This is a genomic window from Nocardia tenerifensis NBRC 101015 (assembly GCF_000308715.1).
Taxonomy (GTDB): Bacteria; Actinomycetota; Actinomycetes; order Mycobacteriales; family Mycobacteriaceae; genus Nocardia; species Nocardia tenerifensis.
Map to the genome: position 1 here is coordinate 13457 of NZ_BAGH01000059.1, position 26815 is coordinate 40271.

Annotated in this window: 3 protein-coding genes; 1 reads left to right on the forward strand and 2 read right to left on the reverse strand. The window is 66.6% G+C overall.

Features of this window, described 5'->3' with window-relative positions:
* Positions 1–100: 100 nt before the first annotated feature.
* Positions 101–1111, reverse strand: a complete 1011-nt coding sequence (locus tag ON39_RS05175; protein WP_246003028.1) for a glycoside hydrolase family 113 protein — start codon at positions 1109–1111, stop codon at positions 101–103.
* Between the two features lie 122 nt (positions 1112–1233).
* Between ON39_RS05175 and ON39_RS05180 the strand changes: the two genes are divergently transcribed.
* Positions 1234–1884: a TetR/AcrR family transcriptional regulator gene (locus tag ON39_RS05180; protein ID WP_040731594.1), complete on the forward strand. Its 651-nt coding sequence runs from the start codon at positions 1234–1236 to the stop codon at positions 1882–1884.
* Between the two features lie 127 nt (positions 1885–2011).
* Here ON39_RS05180 and ON39_RS05185 read toward each other — a convergent pair whose 3' ends face one another.
* A complete protein-coding gene (locus ON39_RS05185; protein WP_040731597.1) occupies positions 2012–26815 on the reverse strand; it encodes a C2 family cysteine protease in 24804 nt (8267 codons plus the stop codon).

The window sequence follows — 26815 nt, forward strand, 5'->3', positions numbered from 1 at the left end:
ACGAATTACCTTGTGGCATTGGAACTTTCGCCTCTGGAACGTTCCAATTTATGGTGACTTATTCTCGACATCGGAGCCTATGAATGGCGTGCATACACGCTTAGTGGCCGTAATACTCAGCGACGGCGGAGAATGCCACCTTGGGTTCCCAAGTCATATCCGGATAAGTTTCACCGCGGCGGCCGTCGAGAACCTTGACGATGCCTAGGCTGGCGAGGTCCAGGTCGTCCCGCGGATCGCCGTCGGGCCGATGGGGGTGACTGTGCAGCGCGAACAGGAATACGAAAGTGCTGTCGACGCCCTCGCTGTCGAAAATCTCCAATAGTTCCTCAAGGTATGCGGCCTGCCCGGCCTCATCCCGAAAGTAGTTCCCGTCCAACCGGATCGGATCGCCGGTAACGCTGTCGTACTCGACGATCTCGTTGCTGCGCGGTGCGACATCGGCGGCCCCGCGCCACGTGGCAGCGCCGAAGCCGGTGACCGCCAACGGTTTTCCCTGCGCGACCAGTTCACGCACGCCCGCGCGGAACCGATCGGCCACCTCGGCGGAGCGAATGAGCTCGATCGACATGATGTCGAACCGCGTCCAGTCGATCCGCTCGAACTGTATGGCGCAGTAGGTGAGTTTGCCGCCGAAGTGCTTGCGGACCACGGTGATCGCCTTCGCGAGGAACTTGTCGAGACGAGCGCTCAGCTCGGCGAGCCGCTCGTCACGAGCATCCGGGTTTCCGAGCAGGTACCCGAGTCGTTCCCAAACGTCATTGCCCGGCAACAGGTCTCGGCTCATAACGCTCAGCTCGACGCCGGTGACGAACACGACTTCGGCCCCCGACTCGCGAATCCGCTCGGCCCGCCGCGCGCACTCGGTGAACAGCGACAACATCTCCGCGGTCGTCAGTTCCAGCGGGTAAGGCGAGAACCACACCTCGAGCCCCAACTCCGCGGCACACGCCGCCGCCAGCTCGAGCCGATCGGCGTCGCCGCCGACGATCTGAACGGCGTTGCAGTGCAGGTCATCTCGGATGATGGCCAGCTCCCGCCGGACCACCTCGGGGTCGAAGTCCTCTCGTGACATCCGCCCGTTGCGAATGAAGCCGGTGTCGTACGTCATCCCTTTGCCTCGCATGTGCGTGGCCCCTTCCGTCGATCGTGCGTCGGCCCTCGCCACAGTAAGGCGAAACTTGCGTGCACGCAATATTTCGCACACGCATCTTTCTATGACAGGATCGGGCTGTGACGACAAGACCGGCCGGGTTACGCGAGCGCAAGAAGCAGGCCACCCGCGAGGCACTGCGGAAAGCGGCGCTGCGGCTGGCCCTCGAGCAGGGGCCGGAAAACGTGCGGGTCGAGGACATCGCCGAGGCCGCCGGCGTCTCCCCGCGCACCTACAACAACTATTTCTCCAGTCGCGAGCACGCGATCGTCGCCGCCGTCACCGCCGAGCGTGAGGAGCGAGTCGCCGCGGCGGTGGCCGCACGGGCCTCGGACACTCGTCTCGCCGACGCCGTGATCGACGCGATCCTGGCGCACTACGCGGACCCAGATGAGCACCGTAACGACGGCCTGCTGTTGATCACCACACATCCGGCATTGCGCGAAGTATTCGTCAGTACGACCGATGCGATCTCGCATCCACTCGCAGCCGTGATCGCCGAAAGAACCAGCACCACAGACGAATTCACCGCACGCGTACTCGCAGCCAGCGTGGCCGCCGCCATCCGCGTCGCCTTGGAACAGTGGTTACAGCCGACAGCAGGCGCACTGGCCGGCGCGGGCTTCGTGGTGACGACCGGCTCACTACCCGACCTGCTCCGCGCGGCGCTCGCACCGTTGGTACCGGCGCTCGACGCGGCGGAGAACGAGCAACGACCAGCACCTCAGTGAGGCTTCCCGCAGAAGCGCTGTGCGCCAGTGGTTCACGCCGACTGTCGCTGAACTGAGTACCGCGGATAGACACCGGCCGGCACGCCCGAGCCAGTGCAGATCCTGCGGGATCTCGATCATCGCCGGGTCAGCGACCGAACGCGCTCGGGTCGAAGAAGTCGACGACAGGTGCGGCCTCCGGCAGCGGCTCGTATCGTCCACGCGGTGGCGCGATTTCGTCCCAACCATAAGCTGACCGGGTACCCGGCCCCGCCGAGGTGAAGATCATGAACTGGTTGAGATGCCGCAGCGAGACCACTTGTCCATCACGGAACTGATCATCATTGGGGTCGACCAGCCGAATACCCGTCACAAGACCCGTGTCCGCGTCGATCACCACGTCCGACACCAGATACGAATGGCCGGGTGTCAGGCCGGTTTCGGGATGCCTTGTCGCCCCGTCCAGCAGGCGGTGGGTTCCCATGGTCACTGTGTCGCCGCGCTTAACCACCCTCGCGATGCGATCGGCCACCCATTGCGACATCACTGAATCGTCGAGCGGCGCACGAGATTCCCATCGAGTCATCTCCGCGTGCAGCAGGTCGAGCGGTCGCCGCAGCTGCGCACAACGCTCCGCACCCAGCGCCTCCACCAAGAATGCACGGAAGCCGGCGGCCGCGCGGGGATCGTGGGCGTTCAACCACTGCGCGTACATCGAGTCGCCATCACTCGTAGACAGGCCGAGCCCGTCGATCCTTGCCGACTCGTCGATGGCCTTGCTCCAGGTCGCATGATCATCCCACTGTTTCCAGTAGTCGAGCCAGTCGTCATGCAGGTCCAGCAGCTCGTGTGCCGCCTCGGGGCTGCCACCCATCAACTGCGCCAGTACATCCGGTCCCATCGTCATCGGATGCGCGAACGTGCCATCGTCCACCGCCCGTATCGGCAGTGTCCGGCCTACCGCGGCTGACGGCTCCGCAGGCCACAGCGAACTCGCGGTCCGGCCGGCGTGCCCGCCCTCGATCCCCGCGTATCCGTCTTCGCCACCTCGATAGATCGCCCAAGCCTTCTCGATCACCGCGGGCCACAACGGTTGTCCGTCCCGGTGTGCCCCGTACGCCATCTCTCCGTCATAGGCGTAGAACCGCCGATCCACCGGAATCCACACTTCACGCCGACCCGGCATGGTGAACTCCGTCTCGCCGGTCGCCGAGGTCACCCGTCCATCGCCGTCCTGCTCGATGAACCGCACCTCGAGATCCCCATCGGCCCGCGTCCGGATCATCTGGCGCACCCAGTCCGGGTGCCGATCCGCCAGACCGATCAGATCTGCGAGCAGGTAACAGGTTCCGGCCTGCCCCTGCTGCACGTCGGAGGCCCTCGGCACGTCACCTATTCCGAAAAGCGGCCCGTCGACGCGCATTACGGTCGGCACCTGAATGCCGGCGTCCTCCAGCAGCGCACGATCGACCCGATTCCACCCGGACGAACTGCCGGGCACACGGATCGAAACCTGGCTCGGGTCGTCCTCGTCCACGCGCATCGAGACCGAAGTTCCCGGCGTCAGAGTCACCGACTGCCCCGCCGCCGAAAATGTGACGGGCGCACCTTCGGGCGTTCGCACCACCGCCGCCGGGATCTTTTCTGCCCGTGGCTCGTTCGTACTCAGAAGCGCTGACGTGGATTCGTCGGCCGCTTCCTCGAAGACCAAGTCCTCGAAGTCGTCGGCGTGCAGGTACTCGAAATCCGCATAAGCCTGCAGGCCGACCGGCTGATTGACCAAGTACTCCAGCACTTCGAGGTTCTGCTCCTGCATGTGCGAGGACTCGTTCATGTAGTCGCAGTCCGCACCGCAGTCGACCATGCGCCGCAATTCCCCTGCGCGCACCTCGATCTCGGCCGCCGCGGCGGCGGGCGCGCCCCCCAGCAGCGACGCATGGCTGAATCTCCAAGCGCGGCCCGATCGCCGCTGCTGTTCGTTGGTGACCGCGTACATGTTCCCGTAGACGTCCGTCACCATGACGGCCAGCCGCTCCCGCAAATTCTCGGTACCCCGACGCGACGCGAAATCGCGCGTGCTCCCCGACCCAGCCTCCGCGGCCCAGGCGGTGTCGAACAGCGCGCCGTCGACCGTGTACAAAAGACCGTCTGGCCCCAGCACGATCCGGAACTTCTCGCGATCGGCGAAGGTGAGCGGTTCGTAGTCCACTCCAGGTTGCATAGGCGTGCCGGTGAACAAACGGTCCGCGCTTGACCTCCGCTCCGGCACGAGTATCTCGGTTCCGGTGAAGAACACACGGTTGCCTTGACTCGCAACAGAATCGGCGTCCGGTTCAGAGAAATGTTCGCGGAAGGCCTGCCAACCTTCGAGCAGCGACGAACTCGCGACACCATCGTCCGCTATCTCCGAGATCCCTGGAACAGCAGGCTCCGCCGTGCCCGGAACTCCCTCGACGGCCTCGGCCGGTCGCGGTCCAGCGGATCCGGGCTCGGCCGCGGGCGCGGTCTCGACCCTGGCCGCCGGGTGGGTTGTCGTGTTCGTCGCGGAGGTCTCGACCTGGGCACCGTAAATGAAGAGGGTGCCCGGACCGGAAGAGCCCATCGTGTCGAATTGATTCAAAAAGCGGATAGGTACGGCGATTTCCGGACCTCCGTGCGGATCACGAACGACCACCGACGTCGGATCGAGGATTCGTCCGTTCTTGTCGAGACCGCGGTCTACGCGAATGACAGCATACGAGTGTCCGGCTTGCAGTCTTGTGTTGGTCGGCAGCAGCGGCTCTCCAGCATTCGGACCCGTCCCCAGGTTTACCGTGTCGCCTCGAAGAAGCAGATTCTCGATCCGCTCCGCCATCCACACGGCCTGGGTGGTGACTGTCAATTCGGAGCTGGATCTCCACTCCCCGAGAAACCTGTGCAGTGGTGCCGCCAAACTCCTCCACTGGTCTCCGAGGAACGACGAGAAGTCCGTGACATCGTCGGGTCCTGCCCACTGTGGCATCACATCCTTGATGGCGAGTGCCAGGTGCTCTTCCTGCACGACCGCGACGAGTTCTGCGAGATCCATAGGCACCAGATCCGACGGTTCCACATCCGCCGAGAGCAGTCGCATACCCACATTCAGAGCCGCGGACCTCAATTCGGACCACAGCAGTTCGGCTGTTGCCGTACCTCCAGAGGCCCGGTTATCCCAGCGCTCGATCAGTTGAGCCAACCCACGACTACCGCCGACCATGGTGGTCAGCGTCTGCTGATCCATCCCGACCAATCCCAGCGCCTCATCCACAGTGCGTGTCTGTTGCACCCGACCTGCGAAGCCTGGCATGCGTGGTGGCCGTAGTTGCCCGGCGGCTTTTCCGGCATCCCCGCCGATGATGCCGTTATAGCCCTGTCCAGCGCCGCGGAAAACCGCCCAGGCCTTCTCGATCACCGCAGGCCACAATGGTCGAGACGCGTCGTGCGCCGCGTACATCATATTTCCGGCGGAATTCATGTAGAAGGTGTCGTCCACCTTGACCCAGACCCAACGGTTTTCCGACGGATCGAAGAACCGAACGCTGAAAGTGCGCTGATTCTCTTCACCCTCCCCCACTGGCGACTCGCGAATCATATCCACGATCAGATCCGGGTCGCTGTCGGCCAACCCGATCAGATTGGACAGCAGGTAGCAGTCGCCGAGGGCGCCTTGTCTTACATCTTCCGGTCGAGGCCGGCCCGCGACATAGAGGTCACCGGCGGCCGTGGCGGAGCTGATACCCAGCACTGCGGCGGAGCTGACCGGCAACCATCGACCGGAAGGTAGTCGCAACTCCATCTTCGTCGAGTCGAGCGGATCTATTCGAACGGCCACCTTCGGCCCATCCCACTCGACAACCGCGCCTGCCTCATCGATGCAGTACAAGCCTGGAGTCTTCGAACGCCAATTTCCATGCGCATCTTGCGTGCATGCCTCCGACATCACCTCGGCCGGGATGTCCCGAGAACTACCATCGGGTAGTTCGACATCACGGAAATAGATGTCGCCGAGTGTGCTGACGCCGGTATCAATCAGATATGTGCCCACCGGAATCTCTACCAGAACTCCGTTCATGTCACGCACAACCACATGTCGGGTCGGCCGTGTGACGCTTGCGGCGGGCATGACGATGTCCAGGTGGTCAGGCGGTGCATCCGCCGGACCGGAGGGGAGAGTATCCGCCGCGGCCGCGGGCGAAGGAGCCAACGCATCATCGAATTCCGCTGCAGCTCCACCCGGTTCGCTCGAGAAGAGTGCAACCAGCTCTTCACCGAGGTCGGGGTAGTACTCGAAACCGTCTGGTGTGCCATCGATTTCGTCTTCCGGGGTCGTGACCGGATCACCCGGCGTTGCGGGCGCGTCCATACCGCCCCGCGTCGAACGCTCCACCACACTGGGCAAATCACTCGGCACGTGCTGGAAATTCGCAGTATCCACCACCGAACCACCACGGCTGTGCACGGCCACCCAGTAGTGCGCACTACCGCCGGCCCGGTTCAGCATGAACGTATTCAACTGCTGCGTCGGTGGCCCGTAATGCAGATGCTCGACCCGCCCATCCGAGTCGTACACATCCAGGTTCAACTTCAATGCTGCTGCGGCCGAGGGCAATAGGCGATCGGCGGCGTCGCTGTTCCACGTTCCTTCCTCGAGCAGCTCCGTCAACTGCCGCACGAACTTCTCCCGGCGCACCGCTGAAGGCTCCGAAGGCATGAACGCGCCCAGGTACGCGTCCGGATGCGCCAGCATCTGGCGCACGACACCTACCCGGAAGTCACGGTGCGCATTTCGATCGGCCACATCGACATCCACCGCCCGCGCCAATGCCTCCCACAGGCAGTTTCCTGCACCGGGCTGCGACTCCCACACGCTGTCGACCCCCGGCGGGCGGATACCGCCGATCTGCTCGCGCACCGGCCGACCGTAGTCGTCGGATCCGGCCCCTCGCAGGCCGACATTCGCGTCCGCGTGCCCCGGCGCGTCCGTGGACTCGTAGACGGGTGGTGGCGGGTCTGCCTCCGCCAAATGAATGTTGTTGGCATCCAACCAGTTAGCGCTCACCCATACCGGTGAAGTCTGGCCGGGGAACAGGACGCTGAACTCCTCGGCGTCGGAGGTGGAGACTGTTCGCCGGCCTCCGGTCCAGACCATCGGCCCGGCCGCCGGGTGCGAATGGAGCGCTGACGACCGGCGTTGCGCCGCGAGAATCATGTGGGGCCAGACGGCGTGTCTATCGGTGAGCCGTCCGTGCCAGTCGCCGGCGTGGCGGTTCACCCGCAGCCACCGCGGCCGCCCGCCGACCACCAGGCGGACCTCCACGGCATCGGGGTCTGCCGGGACGGAACGAACGCTCGCCGAGATCAGGTCGCGGTGGTGGTTGACGAGCTCGTTGAGCTGCGCGACCGTCTGCGGGTTCACGGTATCCGGGAGTTGCGACAGGATCTGCAGATCGATGGGCAGCGGGCCCCCGCTCCCCCACAGCGGGCCGCCGAGCCGTCTAGGCGGGCGAAGACCGAGTTCATCCGCCACGGCTCGGCTCACCAGCGCCGTTTCGCCGGTGGCGCGCCGCAACAGGACCTGGCCCGGATTGTCGGAACTGCGCTCGGTTTCGAGGGATTCGCCGTCGTACAGCGTCACTTCCCCGTGGTCCGCGAGCACTGTCACGGTGCGGCGATATACCGCAGAGCCCGCCACCACGTGGAAACCCTCCCGGTCGAGGTGTTCGACGTCGACTGGGCCCTGCCCATTGCTTCCAGCCATCCAAATCGGAGGGTGCTGGGTCGCGGGCGTGTCCGACTCCTCCTCGAGGTCGACGGGTAAATGGATCAGGGATCCATCAGGGAAGGGACGAATTCGCATACCCGTGAGGGTCGTCAGCTGCGGTGCCGGCAGGGCGACCCGCTGACCAGCCGGTTCCAGCACGATCACCGCACTGTCCGCCGCCTCGAGCGGCGTCAGAGCCAGCGGCCCCCTGGGCAGGGACCGCGAGTAGACCGGCGCGCCTGCCTCCATCAGCTGATCCTGACCCACCTGCGCGTGCAGCGGCAGCCGCGGCGCGGGGGGAAGCGTCAACCACCGTTCTTCCAGCTCGTCGGCGCTGAGCCAGCGGGTACTGTCCGGCGCGCCGCGGAGCCTGATTTCGAACAATTCGACCCCGTCGACTGCTCGTGTCTCGCCCGTCCAATCCACCAGCACAGGATCGGGCCTGCGGTCGCGCTCTACCGCAGCCAGTTCCGTGTGCAGTTCGGCCTCGTCGGCCGCTCTGGCTATGAGCAGCGGCCAGATCGGGCGCTCGTCGGCCCAGGGGGATCGAAGCTGGAAAGCGCGGTCGACCCGGACCCACCGTGCCCGCTCGTCGACCAGTAACCGGACGTCGACGGTGCCATCGGCGTTCTCGCGGAACATGTCCCGGACGAATTGCGGATGGTCGATGACGAGCCGGCGCAATTGATCGGCGATGATCTCGACAACACCATCCAGGTCGGCAACCTGCGGGCCGGACTCCGTCCACAGCGGTCCGCGCAGTGGTCGCATGAGGTCCAGCCCGAGCCGGCCTGCCCCGGCCTCCCCGACCCACACCGATCGGCCAGGCAGATGCAGGAGCATCCACCCCTCGTATCCTTCCGGCCGCTCGGCCCGATCGACGACGACGATTTCGTTGTCGTAAACGGTTACCGGCCCGTCCGTCCCGGGCAGCTCGTGGGCTCGACGGAAGTCCTGCCCATTTTCGGTGCGCCGGAACCCGGCGGTGATCAAATGATCTTCCCGGACCCACCCGGCTCGGTTGACGCCCGCGACGCGGTATCTGGTCCCATCACGATCGGTGTACCGGTTCCACGGGACGTCATCGAACCGCAGAATTCCGTCTTGGTTCGGCCGGATCCGATTGCCGCGATCACTGAACACCTCGGTTTCCGGCAGGGTGATGCGCCGGGGCGCAGGCAAAACCGGCTGTTCGTTCATTTTCGTCACGAACGACGCCAGCGGAATCGGGCCGGACGGGAGCGAGCGGCCGACGTGGTTCGAGCTGCCTGGAGCGCCGTCGTCATCAGCGCCCGGTAGTGAATCTCGCGTCGGCGCCGACAGCGAATCGTTTGCCGCAGATGTGTTTTCGATCTGTGGCACCAGTGGGACCGGCGCTTGTTCACGGAGGGTGCCGGCCTGGACCGCCTCGTGGGCGCGCAGCACCATGAGGGGCCAGACCGGGCGAGCCGGATCCCACGGGCCGTCGGTGGCGCGGTCCACCCGCACCCACCGTGGCACCCCGTCCACCAAGAGATGGACGTCGACCCAGGTATCGTGACCGGCCCGAAGCGTCCGAATGATGGTGTCCGGGTCGTGTTCGGCCAGGTCGCGCAATTGCCGCACCGGCGGTGAATCACCGAGGCCGTCGAGGTCGGCGCGCCGGGGGCCGCCCGCAGGCCATGTCGGGCCGGTGAACGGAATCAGGTTCGGCAAGCCCAGCGTGGACAGGTCACTGCGCCGCACCCATATCTCAGTTTCCTCGGAGCTCAGCTGGATCATGCCCATGAGTTCCACCCCGTAGAGCACTTGGACGCGCGTACCGGCGGGGAGAGTGTGGCCGTTGTCTACGTCGACGGCGTCGGCCGCTAACTCGTGCACGGCGCGCATCCCCGGCGCTCCGCTCGCCTCCGCGTTTCCCACGAGGGCGATGGGACCGGCGTGGAGGGCGTCCGCGGTGAACAAGCCCGCGTCATCAACCGGGTGCACCGCTGGGCCGCCGTCATGCACGAAGTCGTGCAACGCATCGAGGGCATCCGCCGTGAACAAGCCCGCGTCATCAGCCGCGCGCACCGCCGGGCCGCCATCATGCACGAAATCGTGCAACGCATCGAGGGCCTCCGCGGTGAACAACTCTGTTTCGCCCGAATCCGTTGCGTGCGAGAGGTTCACGGCATCTGCCTGCGCCTCGCCCTCCAGCGAGTGCACCGACTGCACCTCAGCGAGGAGGGTTTCCGCTTGTGGGAAAGGCGCCTGAAAATCCCCGGTCGGGAAGTAACCGTCGTCGGAGCCCATCGATAGCGTCTCGATGTTCTGCACAGGAGACGAAGTCGGCGGCGGAAGCTCGCCAGGCAGGTGGTCGGGGTCGAGCGCGGAACCCCGGACAGCGTTGTCCGCGTCGTAGGCGGCACCCGCCGCGAGCAGGACCGCGGGCCAGATCGGCTGAGTGCTGTCCGGATGCCAGGGCAGATCGGTGGTGCGGTCCACCCGCACCCACTGCGCGTGCTCGCCCCCACCGAGGTTGACATCGATACTGCCGTCGGGGTTTTCGTGCAACCTGTCGCGAAGATCGTCCGGGGCGTCACGGACCATGGTCAACAGTTGCCGCACTGCGGGCAGGTCGGGCAGGTGGTGCAGATCCTCCGCTCGCGGGCCGGACTCCGCCCAGAGAGCGTCGCGCAGGCCGATGCGACGAGCGAGTCCGAGCCGGTTCGCGTCCTGCTCGGTCACCAGCAGTTCGTCGCCGTTGTGACGCAGTCTCAGCAGGTTCGTGCCGACGGGGCCGACCTCGATGATCACCCGATCGGTGTCGAACACGGTGACGAGGCCCGGCTCTCCATCCGTCCTGACACCCTCGATCTCCATGCTGCGATAGAGCCGCCCGGCGGCTCGCTGCCAGCGATATCCGTTCTGACGCAGTACCTCAGCCCTGACCCAGTCCCCACCGTCGGCGCCCGTCACCCACAGCACATCGACGGTATCGATCCAACGGCGGTTCGCTGGATCGGCCTCGTGCATGAGGTACCCGCCCGGATACGGACGGAGCCGAGGGGCTGTGGTGAGGTTCATGTCCGGTACCGGGAGCTGGACCCGAGCGCCGAGGCGGAAGGTGGTCCGGTCCACCTCCCGCGAGTTCACCGCGTCGAAGGCCAGGAGCCGGACATCCGGTGCGAACCGCAGTCCGGTGTCGGCCATGAGCCGCTCGAGGCCGATGTCGTTCAGCCACGAGGTGATCGAGTATTCGCCGCCGCGATCGGCGAGCAGCGAGACAACGCCGGCCTGCGCTTCGATCTCCGCCGCGACCGTCGCCGGGCCACCGCCGAGCAACGCCGCATGCGTGACCAACTGAAGCGGGTCATCCATTCTGGGCTGTGCGTACAGATTGCCGTTGCGGTCCATGACCACGATCGCACGCCCGGTGCCCGTGTCGAAGGGTTCGCCGTCGCTCGCTCGGTAGAGGCGCCGGTCCGAGCCGACGACGACACGTCGCTGCTCGATCTGGTGGTCCGACAGCGCGACGTGCGCGGCGCCGGGCTGCACCGAGTCCAGGTCGAGCTCTTCGACGTTGCGTTCGGGTATCGGCTCTCCGGTATAGCCCAGCCGTGGACCGCCGGAGTCCTCGACCAACTGCCCCGCCTCGACGGACTCGAACGCGCGCAGGAACAGCGCGGGCCAGATCGGCCGGTCGAAATCCCACTGCTGTTCCGCGATCCGATCCACCCGGACCGCCCGCGCCAGCCCGTCGACCATGAGGTGCACGTCGACCGTGCCGTCGAGGCGCAACCGCATGCGCGAGGTGATGATGGTGGGATCTTCACGGACGAGTGCGCGCAGCTGACGCACCGCGGGCGAGTCCGGCAGGCCGGCGAGGTCGTCCTCCGTCGGCCCCCATTCGTTCCACACCGGGCCGTCGAGGGTCTGCCGGATCGGCAGACCCATTGACTGAAATGTGTTGACGCTCAACCACACAGAACTATCGGCGGTGTCCAGCCGAACCGTTCCCAGGGGGTTGTGGTCGTGGCGTATCTGTACCGATTCGCCCGCGGACAACCGCCTGGCCGAGTCGAACTCGTCGACGACCTCCGTGGTGAGTACATGCTCATGGGGCAGGGTCGCCAGTAGCAACGGCGCACCGCCCGGCTCGACGTAGGGAGCCAGCGCGATCGGTCCACCGGCGACACGATGGAATGCGTTGCGCGCCGCCACGAATACGTAGTGGTTGTCGGTCAACCAAGTTCGGCTCCGCTGTACCTCGTCGCCGTCGTCGAGTGCGATGAGCGTGAATCGCGTTTCGCCGTCGGCGTCGGTTTCCGGCGTGCCCGTCAACCGCAATGGCACATGGTATTGCGACTGCGGCAAGGGTTCCGCACTGCTGTCGGGATGGTCATCGGGGTGAACTCGTGACTGCCATTGCCCGACCCGATCCGCGAGTTCCTCGTACGCGTTCGCCGTGGGGAACTGAGGACGCTGGACGATGCTGGTGGGATCGTCGTCATCGAAGTCGTGCACGGCGAGAAATTCTCTTGCCGCACTGTCGAACTCCCGCGCGACCGCGTAGGCCTCCAAGACGAGGGCGGGCCAGATCGGCTGACCGTCCCACGTCGAATCCGCGGCCGGGCCGGGCACTGTGGTCGAGGGCCGCACGCGCACCCATCGCGGCCTGCCCTCCACCATGAGGTGTACTTCGGGTGTTCCGTCCTGCTCGTCGACGCGGATCATGTCGCGGACCCAGGCCGGACTCTCGGAGACCAGGTGCCGCAGGTGCTCGACAGACGGAGAACTCGGCAGATGCGCCAGGTGCGCTGCCAGCGGGCCGTCCGCCTCCGGCCATATCTCACCGGTCAGATCGGTCAGCCGCGGAAGGCCGAGCCCGCCGATTTCGCCGGCATTCACCCATACTCCGGTGTCGCTCGAAATACGGTGCAGCGCAATAATGTCAACGCCCTCATGGGTGCGCGTTTCCCGTCGCTCGACCCGTTCGTGCTGGAACAACTGAACGGGTCCGTCGGGGCCGGCCACGGTGACCGTGCGGGCCAGCCGGGGGCGGTCGGCCATGGCGATGAAGCCGGCCCGCCGCAGGTCGCCGTCGGCGACCCAGCCGGCCCCGCTCGCGCCGGTCACCCAGAGGTAATCGACGCCGTCGACGGTGCGCCGCGTGGCGGGGGTGGAGATGTGATTCAGCAGACCGCCCACCAGCGGTACCATCGGCTGCCCCTGGTCGGTTGTCAGTCCTGGATCCGGTAGCTGGATCTGCTCACCGCGGGGCAGCCGGATCGCCGCCGCGTAGGTGACCGTGCCCGCCGGAACCATGGGGATCGGCCCCGCCACCTGCCCCTCCGCCGGCAACGGCGAAATGGCGCGCTCGAACTCGAGCGGTGCCGCCGACTGCACGTCCATGTCTTCCCACGGACGGTCCGGATTCGGCGCCAGCTGCCGGTAGTCCTGGTACAGCTCCATCGACAGCGGCTCGTCCAGCAGATAGTTCAGTGCCGCCTCGTTCATACCCGAGGTGATCGGGTACTCCCCGCCGCGATCGGCCATGATCGCCAGAAGGCCCTGCCGCACTTCGATTTCCGCCGCGGCGACAGCGGGGGCGCCATCCAGCAGGGTCGCGTGGGTTATCCGGAGGTTGCTCTGGTCTCCCTCGGCGATCGCGTACATGTTGCCGCGAGTATCCATCACGAACACAGCGCGTCGGTGTCGAGAGATCCGATGCTGCTGCCCGCTCGCGTGGGGCGAGGCTGCCTCCATAGGCGCGTTCCACGTGGTATCGAACAGCGCACCGTCGGCGGCGTTGTACAGCAGCCCGTCTCGACCCACCACCAGCCGATAGAGCTGCCGTTGCGTCTCGGGCAACCTGGTGAAATAAATGCCGCCCCGCACCCGAACTCGCGTCAACGCCACTTGGTGGTCGCTGAGCGGGGGCACCGTCTCACCGGTCCCGCGCAGCACCCTCCGGCTCTCGGGGGCGGACTCCTGCTCGGATTCCGATCGATCGTCAGTGTCGGCCTGCGGCTCGTCTATAGATCGGCCGGGCTGTTCGCCAGGGCGCGAGCCCTCGAACCGACGTTGGAAACCGCCGAGTGCGGCCACGTAGTGGTAGTTGTTCTCGTCCAACCAGCTTTCGCTACGCCAGACCTCTTCTTCACCCTCGTTCAGCAGGAATGAGACGGCTCCATCGGCATCGCTGCGCATCGTGCCGGTCGCGCGCAGGAGCATGTGCCATTGGGCCGGGGCCGCCGGGGCTTGTCCCGCACCCGGCCCTGGGTGATGATTGCCCTCCTCATCGACGTTGTCTGCGTACCCTTCCTGGTCGATCCGCGACTGCCACCGCTGGACCCGGTCGACGAGGTAGTCGAGTCGCGCGCCGGTGAGGCCGCGTGGTAAAGCCGTTCCCGCATAGTCGAATTCGACGTCGTTCAAGGCCAGGTAGTCCTCATCCTGGTCCGCGGTGTTCTGCGTGGCGCGGTACGCCTCCAAGACGAAAGCGGGCCAGCTCGGATGGCCGAGCCAGGACGTATCCGCAGCCGGGCCGGGTAGCGTCGTGCGGCGATCCACCCGCACCCACCGGGGCACGCCGTCCACCATGAGAAGCACCTCGGAGACGCGGCCGTCGTCGGACACGCGGAACATGGCACGGATTCGGTCCGGGTCTTCGGCGGCCAGCTGCCGAAGTTGCTCCACCGCAGGGGAATTCGGTAGATGGGCCAGGTCTTCCGGCACCGGGCCGGTCCCGTCGGCCCACGGCACAGAGGTCAACCGTCGTAGTTCGGGAACGCCCAGCAGCGGCAACTGATCGAGGAATACCCGTACCCGGTCGGCGCGTCCCCGTTCCAGCCACACACCGCGCCTGCCGCCCATGACACCCGTAGCACCGCGGACGAACCGCTCGTGCTCGACAAGCCGTAGCGCGCCGCCCGGACCTTCTACGCTGACGTATCGAAGGAACCGGCGCGCGGTCACGTCGTGCTCGAAACCCGCCTCCGCCAGCGCGTTTCGGGATACCCAGCCGGTGCCGTCCGCCCCGGTCACGCGCAGGTACTGGTCACCGTCGACCGTACGATACGAGGCGGGCTCATCGGTGAAGTTCAGCAGGCCACCCGGGATCGGGGTCATCGGCTGACCCGCGAGAGTGACCAGACCTGGATCCGGCAGTTGGATCCGCTCTACTCGCGGCGCGTCGAGCACCGGCAGATGGGACACCGCGCCACGGGGAACCAGTGGGATCGGTCCCTCGGCCGGTATCGGGGCGGCCGGTGTCTCGTCCTCGACCGAGACCACCGACAGCGCGTCGAGGTCTTGGTGCTGGTTGTCGGGGTCCGGGCTCAGCAGGCGGAAGTCGCGGTGCACCGCGATCGGACGCGCTCCGCTAGGCGGGTTGTGCATCAGACGCTGCAGGGCCTGAGCCGTCTGGCCGGAAACCGTCGGGTACTCCCCACCGCGATCCGCCACGACGAAGAGCAGGCCGTTTCGCACCTCGATCTCCGCGGCCGCCGCCGCGGGCGCCCCGTTCAGCAGGGACGCCTGGGTGATCCGCACGTCTGTCTGCTGAGTTTCGGCGATCGCGTACATATTGCCGTTGGTGTCGAGCGCCATCAGCGCACGACGATTGGCCGGGGTTTGGTGCCACTGCGCACGGCCGTGGATATCCGGGTCGGCCGAACCCATCCGCGCGCCCCACGTGGTATCGAACAGCGCTCCGTCCACGGCGCGATACAACCGGCCGTCGCGGCCGATCACGATTCGGTACTCCGCCCTGGCATCGCCCACCCGGTGGAACTGGACACCGGATGGCAGCTGTACCGATGTCAACCCGGCGTCGGTATCACTCGGCGGCGGAATAGGTTCGCCTGTGCCTGCCAGCACGAGTCGACTCGTCGCCGAGGCCGCCGCAGGTTGATTCGAGATGACGTCGAGCGGCGACACCGATTCGTCTGCGACGACCGCAGGCCCATTCGAAACGTCCTCCGGCGCGGTAAGCGACTGCTGCGCAACGACTTCAGGCAGCACAGTCGGTTGATCCGCCACGGTCACCGGCACCGCATCAGATCGTTCCGGCACGACCTCTTGTGCCCCGATCGGTCGGTTCGCAACGACTTCGGACGGTGCTTGCTGAGACTCGTTCGCCGGGGCGGGCAAGCGGGTCTCGGTGAAAGTCGGGCTGTCGATGCGGGCGTTTGTACTTCTGCCGAAGCGGGCGCGCAGGAAGTCTCTGGTTCGCCTGCTGTGTCTGCGCCACCATCCGGCGGGCGGGGTGACCGTCGGGCTGATCGATCGGCGACGTCGACGTAGTGCCTGGCCGAGGCGGTTGACGAAATCGCCTACCACGGCGCGGGTTCGCGGGCGTCCGGACCTGGGCTGCTGCCCACCGGCCGGCTGCGTCGATGTACCGGCTTGTTCCGTCTGGTTTTGCCCGGACCGGCCGAAGCGGTTCCGCCCGGTCGGCCGCACACCTAGCACGGGCGACGGCGCGAGAGCGGGTTCCGCACTCGCGGTTGCCGACTGTTCCACGACGGGCTGGGGGCCGAAGGCCGAAAGCGTCCCCGCGCCTGCGGATCCGAGCCAGGTGAACTGGTTGAGTTCGTGAATCGGAACCGACAGCGGTGGGCCGACGTGATTCGGGTCTTGGAGCAGCACCGCGGCAAGGCCGGTTCCCGTGTCGTCGGGGCGCACGCCGACGACCGCGTAGGCGTGGTTCGGCCACAATTGGCCGACCGCCCGCGATTTGGTGCCGAGGATCACCGTGTCGCCGTGCGCGAGTAGCCGTTCGATCCGCTGAGTCAGCCAGTGCGCGAGCACACCGTCAGGCAGATCGGCGTCGGATTCCCACGCATCCAGCTGGCCTTGCAGGTTGGTGCGCAGGACTTCCCAGTGTGCGCTGAGGAATTCGAGGAACGCGGCGGAGTCGCGCTCGGTGTCCCGCCAGAGCGCTAGCGCCTCGAGTACCGCGTCTGCCGTTCCGGCGCTACCCAGCCGGGCGGCCAGTTCCGTGAGATCCAGTTCGGCCAGCTGATCTGGAGATAGTTGTGCGACAGGGCTATTCAGCACCGCGCCGACCAGCTCGACAGTTGCGGGCAGCTGAATCGCCAGGAACTCTCTGAACTCGGAGCGCGCGAGTTCGGACGTGCCGCCGCGTCTCGGCGCGAAGAACGCGCTCTCCCAGTCCAATACCATCCGAGCGAATCCCTGACCGGCGAAGTCCTTGCCGCCAGTGATGTCTGCCAGCGTGTCGCGATCCACCTGGAACGGGTGCGCGAAGATCGCCGCGTCCACCGCACGGGTGGGCTGCGACCGGCCGGCGTGGCCCGGCATCATCGGCGGACGCAGCATCGCACCGGTGCCGCCGGCCGCCCCGCCGTCGATTCCCGGGTAGCCGCGATCGCCGCCGTGGAATACCGCCCACGCCTTCTCGATCACGGCGGGCCACAGTGGCTGGCCCGGCTCGTGTGCGGCGTAAACCATTGTGCCATCAGGGTTTACATAGAACGTGTCGTCGACCCTGACCCACACCGACCTGCCCTGCGCCGGGTCGAAGAATCGCACGTCGAACATGCGCTTGCCCTCGACCACGGACGTCCTGATCATGTCCTTGATCAGCCCGGGATTCGCCGCGGCCATGCCGAGCAGATTCGACAGCAGATAGCAGTCGCCCACCGCGCCCTGCCGCACGTCGGCGGGCACCGGCATCTGGTCGACGCCGCCGTAGAGCGGCCCTTGCGCCCGGCGGTCCTCGATGTCGAGTCGATCGGTTTCGACGAAGAACCAGCCGGCACCGGTGCCGTGCAACAGCATCGTCGGCAAGCCTGCCATCGCCGACCGGACCGGAAACAGATCGTCGGACAACTCGATCGCGTTCCCGGCACGATCCGGGACGAACACACCGGTGCCGACCGGCCACAAGACGACCCTGTCACTGCCGGCCTGCCGCTCCTCCCGGAAAGCCCGCTCCGCCAAGGGTTTCGGGATCTCTACCTCGTCACCGTCCGGCCGTTCGACCACCACGGTGCCGTCGTCGAGACGGCGCACCACCGGCACCGGCCGCGCCGGATCGAAGTGCACGAGGAACCGTGTGGAATCGCTCACCAGCAACCCGGTGTCCGCGCCCAGCACCTTCGCCATCGTGAACGGCATCGTCGGCGCCGGATCGTCCGGCAGGGCTTCCGAGTCCTGCGGCGCACGGACCGCCGTGACGAACGCGGCGGTTTCGGAGCCCGACGGTCGAACTCCCTCCCCTGTTGCCTCATCCGACGACACAGCCCGCAGGCTGCTCGTGACAACCGCGACGGGTTCGCCATCCTCTCCGGCCGACTCGTCCGTGCGGTCGGCGCGCGGCGCGACGGTTGTCGGTGCGGTGCCCACTTGGGCGTCGGGTGCGGAACTGTGCGGCGGCAGAACTTCGCCCTTAGGGATGGTCGAGCCATTCGCGGCGACAGCGACCTCGGAGATCCGATACCGAGTACCGCGGGGCAGCAGCAGTTCCTGCTGATCACCGCCGGGCGCGGCACTGTGTTCGCCGATATACAGACCGTTCGCGCCAGGCCGCACCACCAGTTTGAGGAGGTGTCGATTACCGGCGGAGACAATGGGACTCGCCGCCACCGAGGTCGACATGTAGCCACGTTCGGTCTGCACGGTGCCGACGAGGTCCTGTGGATCGCCGCCTCCGAGGGGTCGGCCTTGCGACCCGGTGAGGTAACTGATGTCATCGACGACGCGAACGACCTGAATCGGTTCGGCCAGGCGCAGCGGCCGTCCGGTGGCTTCGTCGAGCAGCGTGACCTGCTTCAGCACATCCTGCGCTGTCAGTTCATCGGCCGAGCCGAAATAGCTCAGCAGCGAGTAGTACAGCTCCTCTCGCTCCTGAATCTCCGCCAAACGCCCGGCTGGATCGGATGAATCGAGAATTTCCCGGACGAGCTCCAGGCGCTCACCGATTTCCGGAGTAGCGCCGTTCTCCGTCAGTTGTGTGCGAAGCTCCTCGAGCTCGTCCACGGTGGGAAGCTCGTAGTGTTCCTCGCCTTTCAAAACTTCCGCGGTGCGCAGGCTCTCCTTCAGTGGTTGAAGGTAGGCATCGATTTCGTTCTCGATGGTATCGATACCGGCAAGGCCGCGAAGAATGCCATTGAGCCACGTCTCCTTCTCGTAGGCGTGCACCGCCTGCCGCACTCTCAACCAGCGCTGTCCTTGAAGGTCCCGCATTCCGGCGAGGTTGCGGCCGGCATACGCGCCACCGTCGGCATTGGTATCGAACCGGCGGACGCCGTCCTCATCGACATGTCCGGGATCCCGCCGGCCCAGCACCGCACCGTCGCCGTCGACCGCGACGTGATAATGACCGTCACCGTCGCCGGCCGCGCGCAACAATGTGTGCACCGGAAGATTCCGCCCATACCGCATGCGCGTGGTCTCTCCGGCGACTCCCTCCACAGCGGGACGAACGATATCCACGTTCAGTCCGAGCTCACGCACCACGAACGGCAAGAGGAACTCAGCCGCAGGATCCCGAAACTCGCCGTCTGTCAACAGGTTCGCCACCTGTCGCTGAAATTCTTCTTGCCGCAGTGCCGCTGGCTCCCCGGGCATGAAATCGGCGAAGAAGGCGGGCTGCTCGTCGACCGACCGGGCGCTCAGCCCTTCCACTACCGCGGCACGCACATCCGCATGCGCGCTCTCGCCGTCCATCCGCAGCAACTCCGCCAGCGCATGGAACAGGCAGTTGCCGTCGCCCGACATCGACTTCCACTGCGCGCCTTCGGGTGCCGGAACTTCCTCGACAACCGGGTTCAGCGTCCCCGCCGCCACCGTGTCGTCCGCACCGCCGCGGAAGAGGGCCGCGCCGGTCTGTCCGGCGCTCGGCCGACCGTTGGTGTGTATGCCCGGTGTCGCGATGTCCTCGGACACCGGTTGCGTCAGTAGCAGCTGTGCCCTTCGATCCGGTTGCAAATACAGCGGAATCGCGGGTGCGGTGCGTGTCGGTGCCGAGTGGCTTCGTTCGTAGGCTTGGGCGGCCGCATGGGCCTCGAGGAGGAGCAAGGGCCAGGTCGGACCGTTGGTCAGCTGTCCGATCGGTAGGCTCGTCGACCTGTTCACCCGCACCCATCGCGGCTCGCCGTGGACCGTCAGCAGTACGTCGAGGCCGACCACGTTCGCGTTGCTGACGACCACCTTGTCGCCGTTGTCGCGGGCGATGTTCCCGGCGGCATCCAGGAGCGCGCGACCGTACGGGGCGTACAGCTCGTCCCCGGTGGCCTGGTGGACGATGTTGCCGGTGGCGTCGACGTGATTGCCGGGGGCGCCGATCATGTCGCCGTGCACGGTTTTCACCCGCCCGCCGTCGGCGACGACGAAGCGCACCATGTTGGTGATGCGCCCCGGCGCGGCGGTGGCGGCGCGAAGTTCCCGGACTGCGGGCAGGTCCGGCAGGGCAGCAAGGTCTTCGGCTACGGGTCCACGCGGGCCGAAGAGCGGACCGGCGAGCCGCCGCTGTGGATGGGGCAGGCCGAGCCGCGCGGACTCGGCGGCGGTGACCCAATATGGTCGGCCGCCGATGTGCAGCAGTACCTGGCCCGGTCGGGCGGTCGACGGATCCACGACGACCACTCGCCGGTCGAGCCGCAGCGTGACGCCGTCAGACGTCGTCAGGTCGCCGCTGAGCGTTGTGCCGGTCGGGCGGACGAGCCCGAGACGACCGGCCTCGTTCTCACCGATCCAGTACTGCTGCCCGCCGACGTGCAGCAATACCTGGCCTGGCACCACGGTCGACGGATCTACGACAACAGGCTGATGCTCGAACAGCAGCACCCCGTTGCTGAGCGGCACGGCCCTGGCGAACCACCTGTTCGCCGGATCCCAGTGATAACCCGCCACGCTCAGCGCGGCCTGGCGCAGCTGAGCTGCTCCGTTAGCGCCACGAACGGCAACGAGCCGGCTGCCGTCCTCGTCGACGCCCGGCCGCACGTCGACGTCGACCGTCAGGATGCCACCGTCGAGGGGTTCCAGCACCCGACTGCCGCTCACCAGCGATGGATACCCGTGGACGATGCGGGTGCCGGGCTCGGCGGGCCCCAGCGGAACCTCGTCACTCGACGCACCGATCGCCGCGAACGGGATCGGAGCCTCGGCGCTGGGCAGCATCGACGATGACGCTGTGGACTCGATCGGCGCCTGGTCGGTGAATGCCTGTTGGCCGTCGCCGGTCGACATCTTCTCGTCCGGGCGGAGGGCGTCGGGCATCGACTCGGTGACGAGGGGCGGTGGGATTTCGGTATCCGAAGCGGCGGCTTGGCTCGGCGTGTTCTGCGCGACCCCGAGCGCGGCGGTGAGACCCGCGGCGGCCATGCCCGTCAGGTGTTCGGCGTTGCCTTTCTGCAGCGTCGAAGCCAGTTCCAGCAAATCGTCGTCCGCGGCTTCGCGCCGCGTGAGTGCGGCTTCCCACGCGACCCGTGCTGCGGTCATGTTCTCAGAAGCCGCGGTCAGAGCGGCGCGGTCGACTTCTCTGGCCTGGAACCGGGTCTCCGTCCGGGTGTACTCGGACTGCGCAGCCTCGTACTGCTTCTGCGAAGCCTCGTGTGCCGCAACGGCTTCGGTGTACCGGATCACCGTCACGGCATGCTCGGTCGACTGTGCGAAGAGTCCGTCGTCGGCGGCCAGGTAGTAGCGAACACTGCCCTGCTGCCCGTTGCGCGCGGCCCGGTTCTCGGCCTGGATGTCGATGTCGCGCAGGTGTGATTTACCCGAAACCATCACGTGCAGGCCGCCGTTCGCGGCTATCTCGTCGCTGACCGGAATGTCGACGCCGCGGCCACCCTGCCGGTTGATCACCAGCACCTTGCCTTGCGCGCCGGCCTCGGCGAAGATCTGCTGCAACCGCGCTTCGGCGTGAACGCCGTTGTCCAGGAACCACTTCGCGTCGATGGCCGTGTGCGGAACGTTCGCCTCGTCGAGCAGCGCCTTCAGCTGTGCGACCTCGCTGTTGCGGTTGGCGATCACCAGCTGTGGCCGCGCCTCGGACTCCTGGAAGGCCTTGATGTGGTCTGCCATCATCTGATGTTTGGCACCCTGGTCGAGCGCGACAGCGGCGTCGAGGGTCTGCAGCATCGAGTCTTTCAGGCGCGGAATCTTCACCACGTCGGCCATGCCGTAGCGCGCGGACAGCTCACCGGCGACGCCCTCGGCGGTACCCGACGCACCGGTCAGCGAGTTGTAGTTGTCGCTGGAGAACAACTTCCCGGCGGTGATGCTGCGCGAGGTCTCGGAGTCGGCGCGTATCGGCAGACCGTGCTTGGCCTCCACGGCCTGGGCCAGGCCGCCGTTCCACCGACTCTCGGTGGAGGTCTTGGGATCGAACATCACCTTGTGGGTGGTCTGATCGATGATGAAGACCTTGTTGTTGGCGCGATCGACGACGTAGTGGTCGTTCTCGACGAACTCCCAGCGAGCGGTGGCGGCCGAATTGATCCGCTGCAGTTCGGCTTCCAGCCGTTGCGGGTCCGGCGTGTCGCCGTCCGGATGCAGCAGCCTGGTGACCGCGGCGACGCCCTCCTCGGTGAGCCTGGCGGGGCCGCCCACCTGATTCGCGGTGCGGCCGAAGTGTTCCGGAGTCAGGTCGCCGGAGTCGATGTGTGTGTCGAGGAATTCCTTGGCCAGTTGCACGCCCGCCGCGGTGCCCGGCGGGGCGGGCTCGGCGGCGCCGTCGGAGATGATCCAGGTGGTGTCGGCATGCACCAGTGCCTCATCGATCTCGTCGAGCACGGCTACGCGCCCCGGCGCCACTTTGTCGCGCAGATGTCCGAAGCCGGCGTCGTTCAGGGTGCCGACGTAGATCGTCGGCTCCCCGTCCTTCGGGGCGGGATACGCGTTACCCTCGTCCGGGTTCATCCGCACGATCTGGAAACCGTAGGGTTCCAACACTTTCTGGTACAGGCTGTGCGCCTCGTTGGCCAGGGTGTCGCGAGTGGTGAACACTTGCAGCGATTCCCCGGCACCCGCATGCAGTATCGCGTCGCCGAGGAAGACCAGGGTCTTGCCCTCGCCGGCATCCATGTTGATCGGGCCGCGCCGCATGGCCATGGCCGCCATCACCTGGGTGTGGTACAGGGTCTTGCCCGGGATCACCTGTCCGTCCACCGTCTTCTCGGTGCCGCGCCGGATCACCTCGATCATGGCGGTGACGGCGCGGCGGTACTCCTTGACCTCCGCGGGATCGTTGGACGCGTGGAACCGGCTGCCCGCCAATGCTTCTCGCAATGCCTCCGGACTCGATCCGCTCCAGTCCTCCGGGCGGTACTCGGCGAGGATCTGTTTGGCCTCCTTTTCGAAGTCGCGAGGCGCGTTGCCGGCGTGGGGGTCCACGATGTCGTCGTTTTCGTGGCGGCCAGGAAGTTCCGGTTCGTTGTCCCGGGAGACGGATGACTCGTCGCCCTCGTGCGGGGTCCGCACAGGCGGCTCGGACTCCACCATTGCGTCGCGGGGTATGCGGATTTCGGTGAGTCGGGGGTCGGAGAGGATGTCTTCGACAGAGCGGTCCAGCGGTTCGCCACCGTCCGCGCGACGCCAGCCGCCGTCCTGCGACGCCGGGTCTGCGGCGTCGGCTGAGCGCCAGATGTAGTGGGCGGCAGTGTGATCGCCGAGAACGACGAGTGGGATCTCGGAGACGCTGGCCGCGCCGTACTCCTGCTTCGTGAGGATGCGCGGGTCGTCGCCGAGGCCGGTGACCTTGCTCCACGCCAGCCCGTCGGTGAGCGGCGGCCGGGTGGTCTCGGGCTCGTCGTCCGAGCGCTTCGACGCCGCGTCGGCTTTGTCGTCCGATTGTTTCGACGCCGTATCGGAGTCGCGGTCGGACTTGCTGTCGTCGGAACGCTTCGACTCGGTGTCGCGATCCGACTTGCCCTTCGTATCACTTTCGTTGTCGGACTTCGGTCTCGCAGGGTTGGGATCGGCGGCCGGCGCCCAGCTCCGCTGCTCGTCCGGGGTGTACTTGTGCCCGTGCTGGTCGAAGTGGTCGATACCCTTGTAGAGCGATTCGCCGAGCGCGGTCTTCACGCGCGCCGGGGCCGGATGGTAGGAACCAGCCCAGTCGTGGATCGCGGTCATCCGCCCTTCCACGAATTGGGCCTTGAACGCCACGTAGACACCGGCATTGTGGAACGCCTCGTGCGGCAGATCGCTGATGTACCACCGTCCTTGGTGGTCGCCGACCACCGTCCGCATCACCGGGGCCTCGGACTCGGCCCAGCGCTCGAGCAGCGGCCCGCGCCGAGGCACACCGATGGTCGGCAGACCGTCCTCGCCGACTACGTTGGTTCCTGGCTTGCCTTGCGCGGGAGCATTTTTGGACGATTCCTCGGTCTCCGACTTCGATGTGCTCGACACCGAGGAGGAGTCGTCGTCGGTCTTCGACTTCCGCCCGGGGACACTGGGATCCTTCGTCCAGTGACCATCCTCCGACACCACGTAGCGGTGCTCGGCCCGTTCGTTCTCGGTGAGGCGGTACATGCCGCGCGAGAGCGGCTTGTCGTGCCCGGGCATGTCTTTGCCGTCGTCGTTGCCGCCGGACGGTGGCTTCTTCTGGCCGAATCCGTCACGTAGCGGCAGGTCGTTGCCTTCGGGCTGGCGGAAGAGTTCACGGCCCTCGTACGGGGACTTGCTGCCCTTGAACAGATCGATCGTCTGCTGGAAGCCGAGGACCTGCCGGAGGAACGATTTGCCGCCCGGCCATACGGGGCCGAGCAGACTGGGATCGACTCTGCGCCAGCGCAGTCCGGACGGCGTAGCGGCTCCCTTATCCGCCGGTGCATCGCCTGACTTCTCGTGCGTCCCGCCTGTGGTCGACTTATCGCCAGCCCCTTGGACGGTGTCGCGCGAGGTGGTCGAAGAGGCGTCACTATCGCGACGGGTGTTCTGCGATGTGATGGACGAACCGTCATCGCTTCCTGCGCGCGCACTGCGTGGCGCGGTGGACGAACCGTCATCACCGCCGGCGCGGCTACCGCCCGGCGCAGTAGGCGAGCCGTCAGCACGGCGACCGCCCGGGGCGGTGGAACTATCGGCACCGTCCGTGCGGGTGCTACGCGGCGCGGTAGAGGGAGCGTTCCCGCCATCCCGGCTGGATGCGGCGTTGCTGCGCTGAGTGTTCGGCTCGGCTGTGCTCCTCGCCGATTCCTTGACGGACGGTGTTTTGTCAGGGGCCGACGTCTGATCGCCGAGCGGGTTCTTTCCGCTGGCCTCGCTCTTGCTGGCGGACGGAGTTTTGTCGCTGACCGACGGTGTGCGGTCGCCGCTGTTCGTTTGGTCCGCAACGGATTTCGAGCGGGTGGGTTGCGACTCAGTTCCGCCGGTCTTGCTCGGCTGTGTCACCGAGTGGGTTTGCTGATCGGACGCCGGCGAACGGTTGCTGGATTGTGCTGCGGGGGCGTCGAACTGCCTCGTTTGCACACTCGGTGCGTGATCGTTGCCGGACAGAGCACTCGAACGGGACGGCGACGAACCACCGGCCTGCGAGGAGCCCGCAGCCGATGCCGACCTGCCGGACGCATCCGACTTGGATGTGGTCGAATTCGCGGCATCCGTCTTGGGTGTCGTCCCCTGGTGCGCGGAAGCGTTCGTCCCGGGGGTATTCGACCCAGCCGTGCTCGACCCCGCACCGGTAGACGCATTCGACCCAGCCGTGCTCGACCCCGCACCGTTAGGCGCATTCGACCCAGCCGCACTCGACCCCGCACCGTTCTGAGCACCCGCACCAGGCCCACCCGCGCTCGACCCCGCCGCACCGGATCCAATCCCGTTCTGCCCGGGCGCATTCGGTGCAGCACCATTCTGCCCAACCCCGGCCCCCGTCGACTGCCCCGAATCCGACAGCGACCGCTGATCCTGCCCCGTGCCATCAGTAGAGGAGCGCCCGGAGTTCGACACTCCACCCTGAGGATCACCGGAAACCTGCGACGCCCCATCGTTCTTCGGCGAAGACACAGACCCGCCGTCGTTGCCTTCGGAACGCCCGGCCCCCTCATGCCCAGCCGACCGATTCCCGGAACCGCCTGCACTCGAAGGCGATTCGCTCCCCGCAACCGAACGTCCGTCGCCCGACACCGGCTTCGACCCCGCGGCCCCGTCACTACCCGAGGACCCGCCGCCCTGCCCGTCACCGATCTTCCCGCCCGAAACCGGTTCAGTCGTAGGCGCTTTGACCGGCGGCCCACCCTCCGGCCCTGCCACCGGCCCATGCACCGGAGGCGTCGTCGTAAGATTCCCCGTCTCCGGCGTGTCCACATGCACCGAGGCCCCGGAGTTACGCCACCCCCGCGCACCGCCCGCGAACGCACCGGCGGCACCCGCGCCGAGCATGCGCGGATCCAGCTCGAACGGACCGCCGTTGATGAGCTGGTTGGCGACGCCGCCGCCGACCATACCGCCGACGCCACCGGCCCCGCCCTGGACCACGCCGGTGAGCAACTGCTGCCACCGCTTGTCGAATTCCGAGCGGGTGATCTTGCCGCCGGCGAATTTGAAGAGGTCCGCGCCGATCTTGCCGAACAGCGAACCGAACGCGCCACCGAGCGCACCGCCGAGCGCGTATTGTCCGAGCGACTTGCCGTCGAATCCCTCGCGATGCCCGGCGGCCATCTGACCGAGCTGCAACAGAATATTGAGAATCACCTGCTGCCCCATGGCATTCAGGGCGGCGATCACCATGTGCATCATGGTGGTTTTGAGCCATTGGAAGAAGAGCTGATACCAGGTGATCAGCACCACTTCCTGCGCCGGCGCGGTGACCGGGGAGAGCCACGCGAGGGCGATCTCCCAAATCAGCTGCACCAGGCCGACGATGATCATGATTTTGTTTTCCTGAATCGCGCAACCGACCTTGTCGCACGATTTGCCGAGTTGCGTCATCGATTTCGCGATCGCCTGCAGCGACGCGTTGTCCGACTCCTCGGTGAGATTCTTCAGCGTCTGCACCATCGACGCGTTCAATTCGTCCGCGGACGGATACGCCGCGAACACGTCCTTGATGGCGTCCTCGATGCCGGTCACCAGCGCCGTCAACTCGCCCGCAGCGTCGGACCACACGTCGGCGAGGGCGAACATGCCGTTCTCGCTGCCGGAGGGCCACTCGCCACCGGCGACGAAACTCAGCCAGTGCAGTTCCTCGGGCAGTTTGATATCGGATTGCGAAATCGCGTCGGGGACCGACAT

What these genes read in the sequence shown, in the direction of transcription:
- ON39_RS05175 (WP_246003028.1), bottom strand. Translation starts at nt 1,111, where the DNA reads ATGACGTACGACACCGGCTTCATTCGCAACGGGCGGATGTCACGAGAG.
- ON39_RS05185 (WP_040731597.1), bottom strand. Translation starts at nt 26,815, where the DNA reads ATGTCGGTCCCCGACGCGATTTCGCAATCCGATATCAAACTGCCCGAG.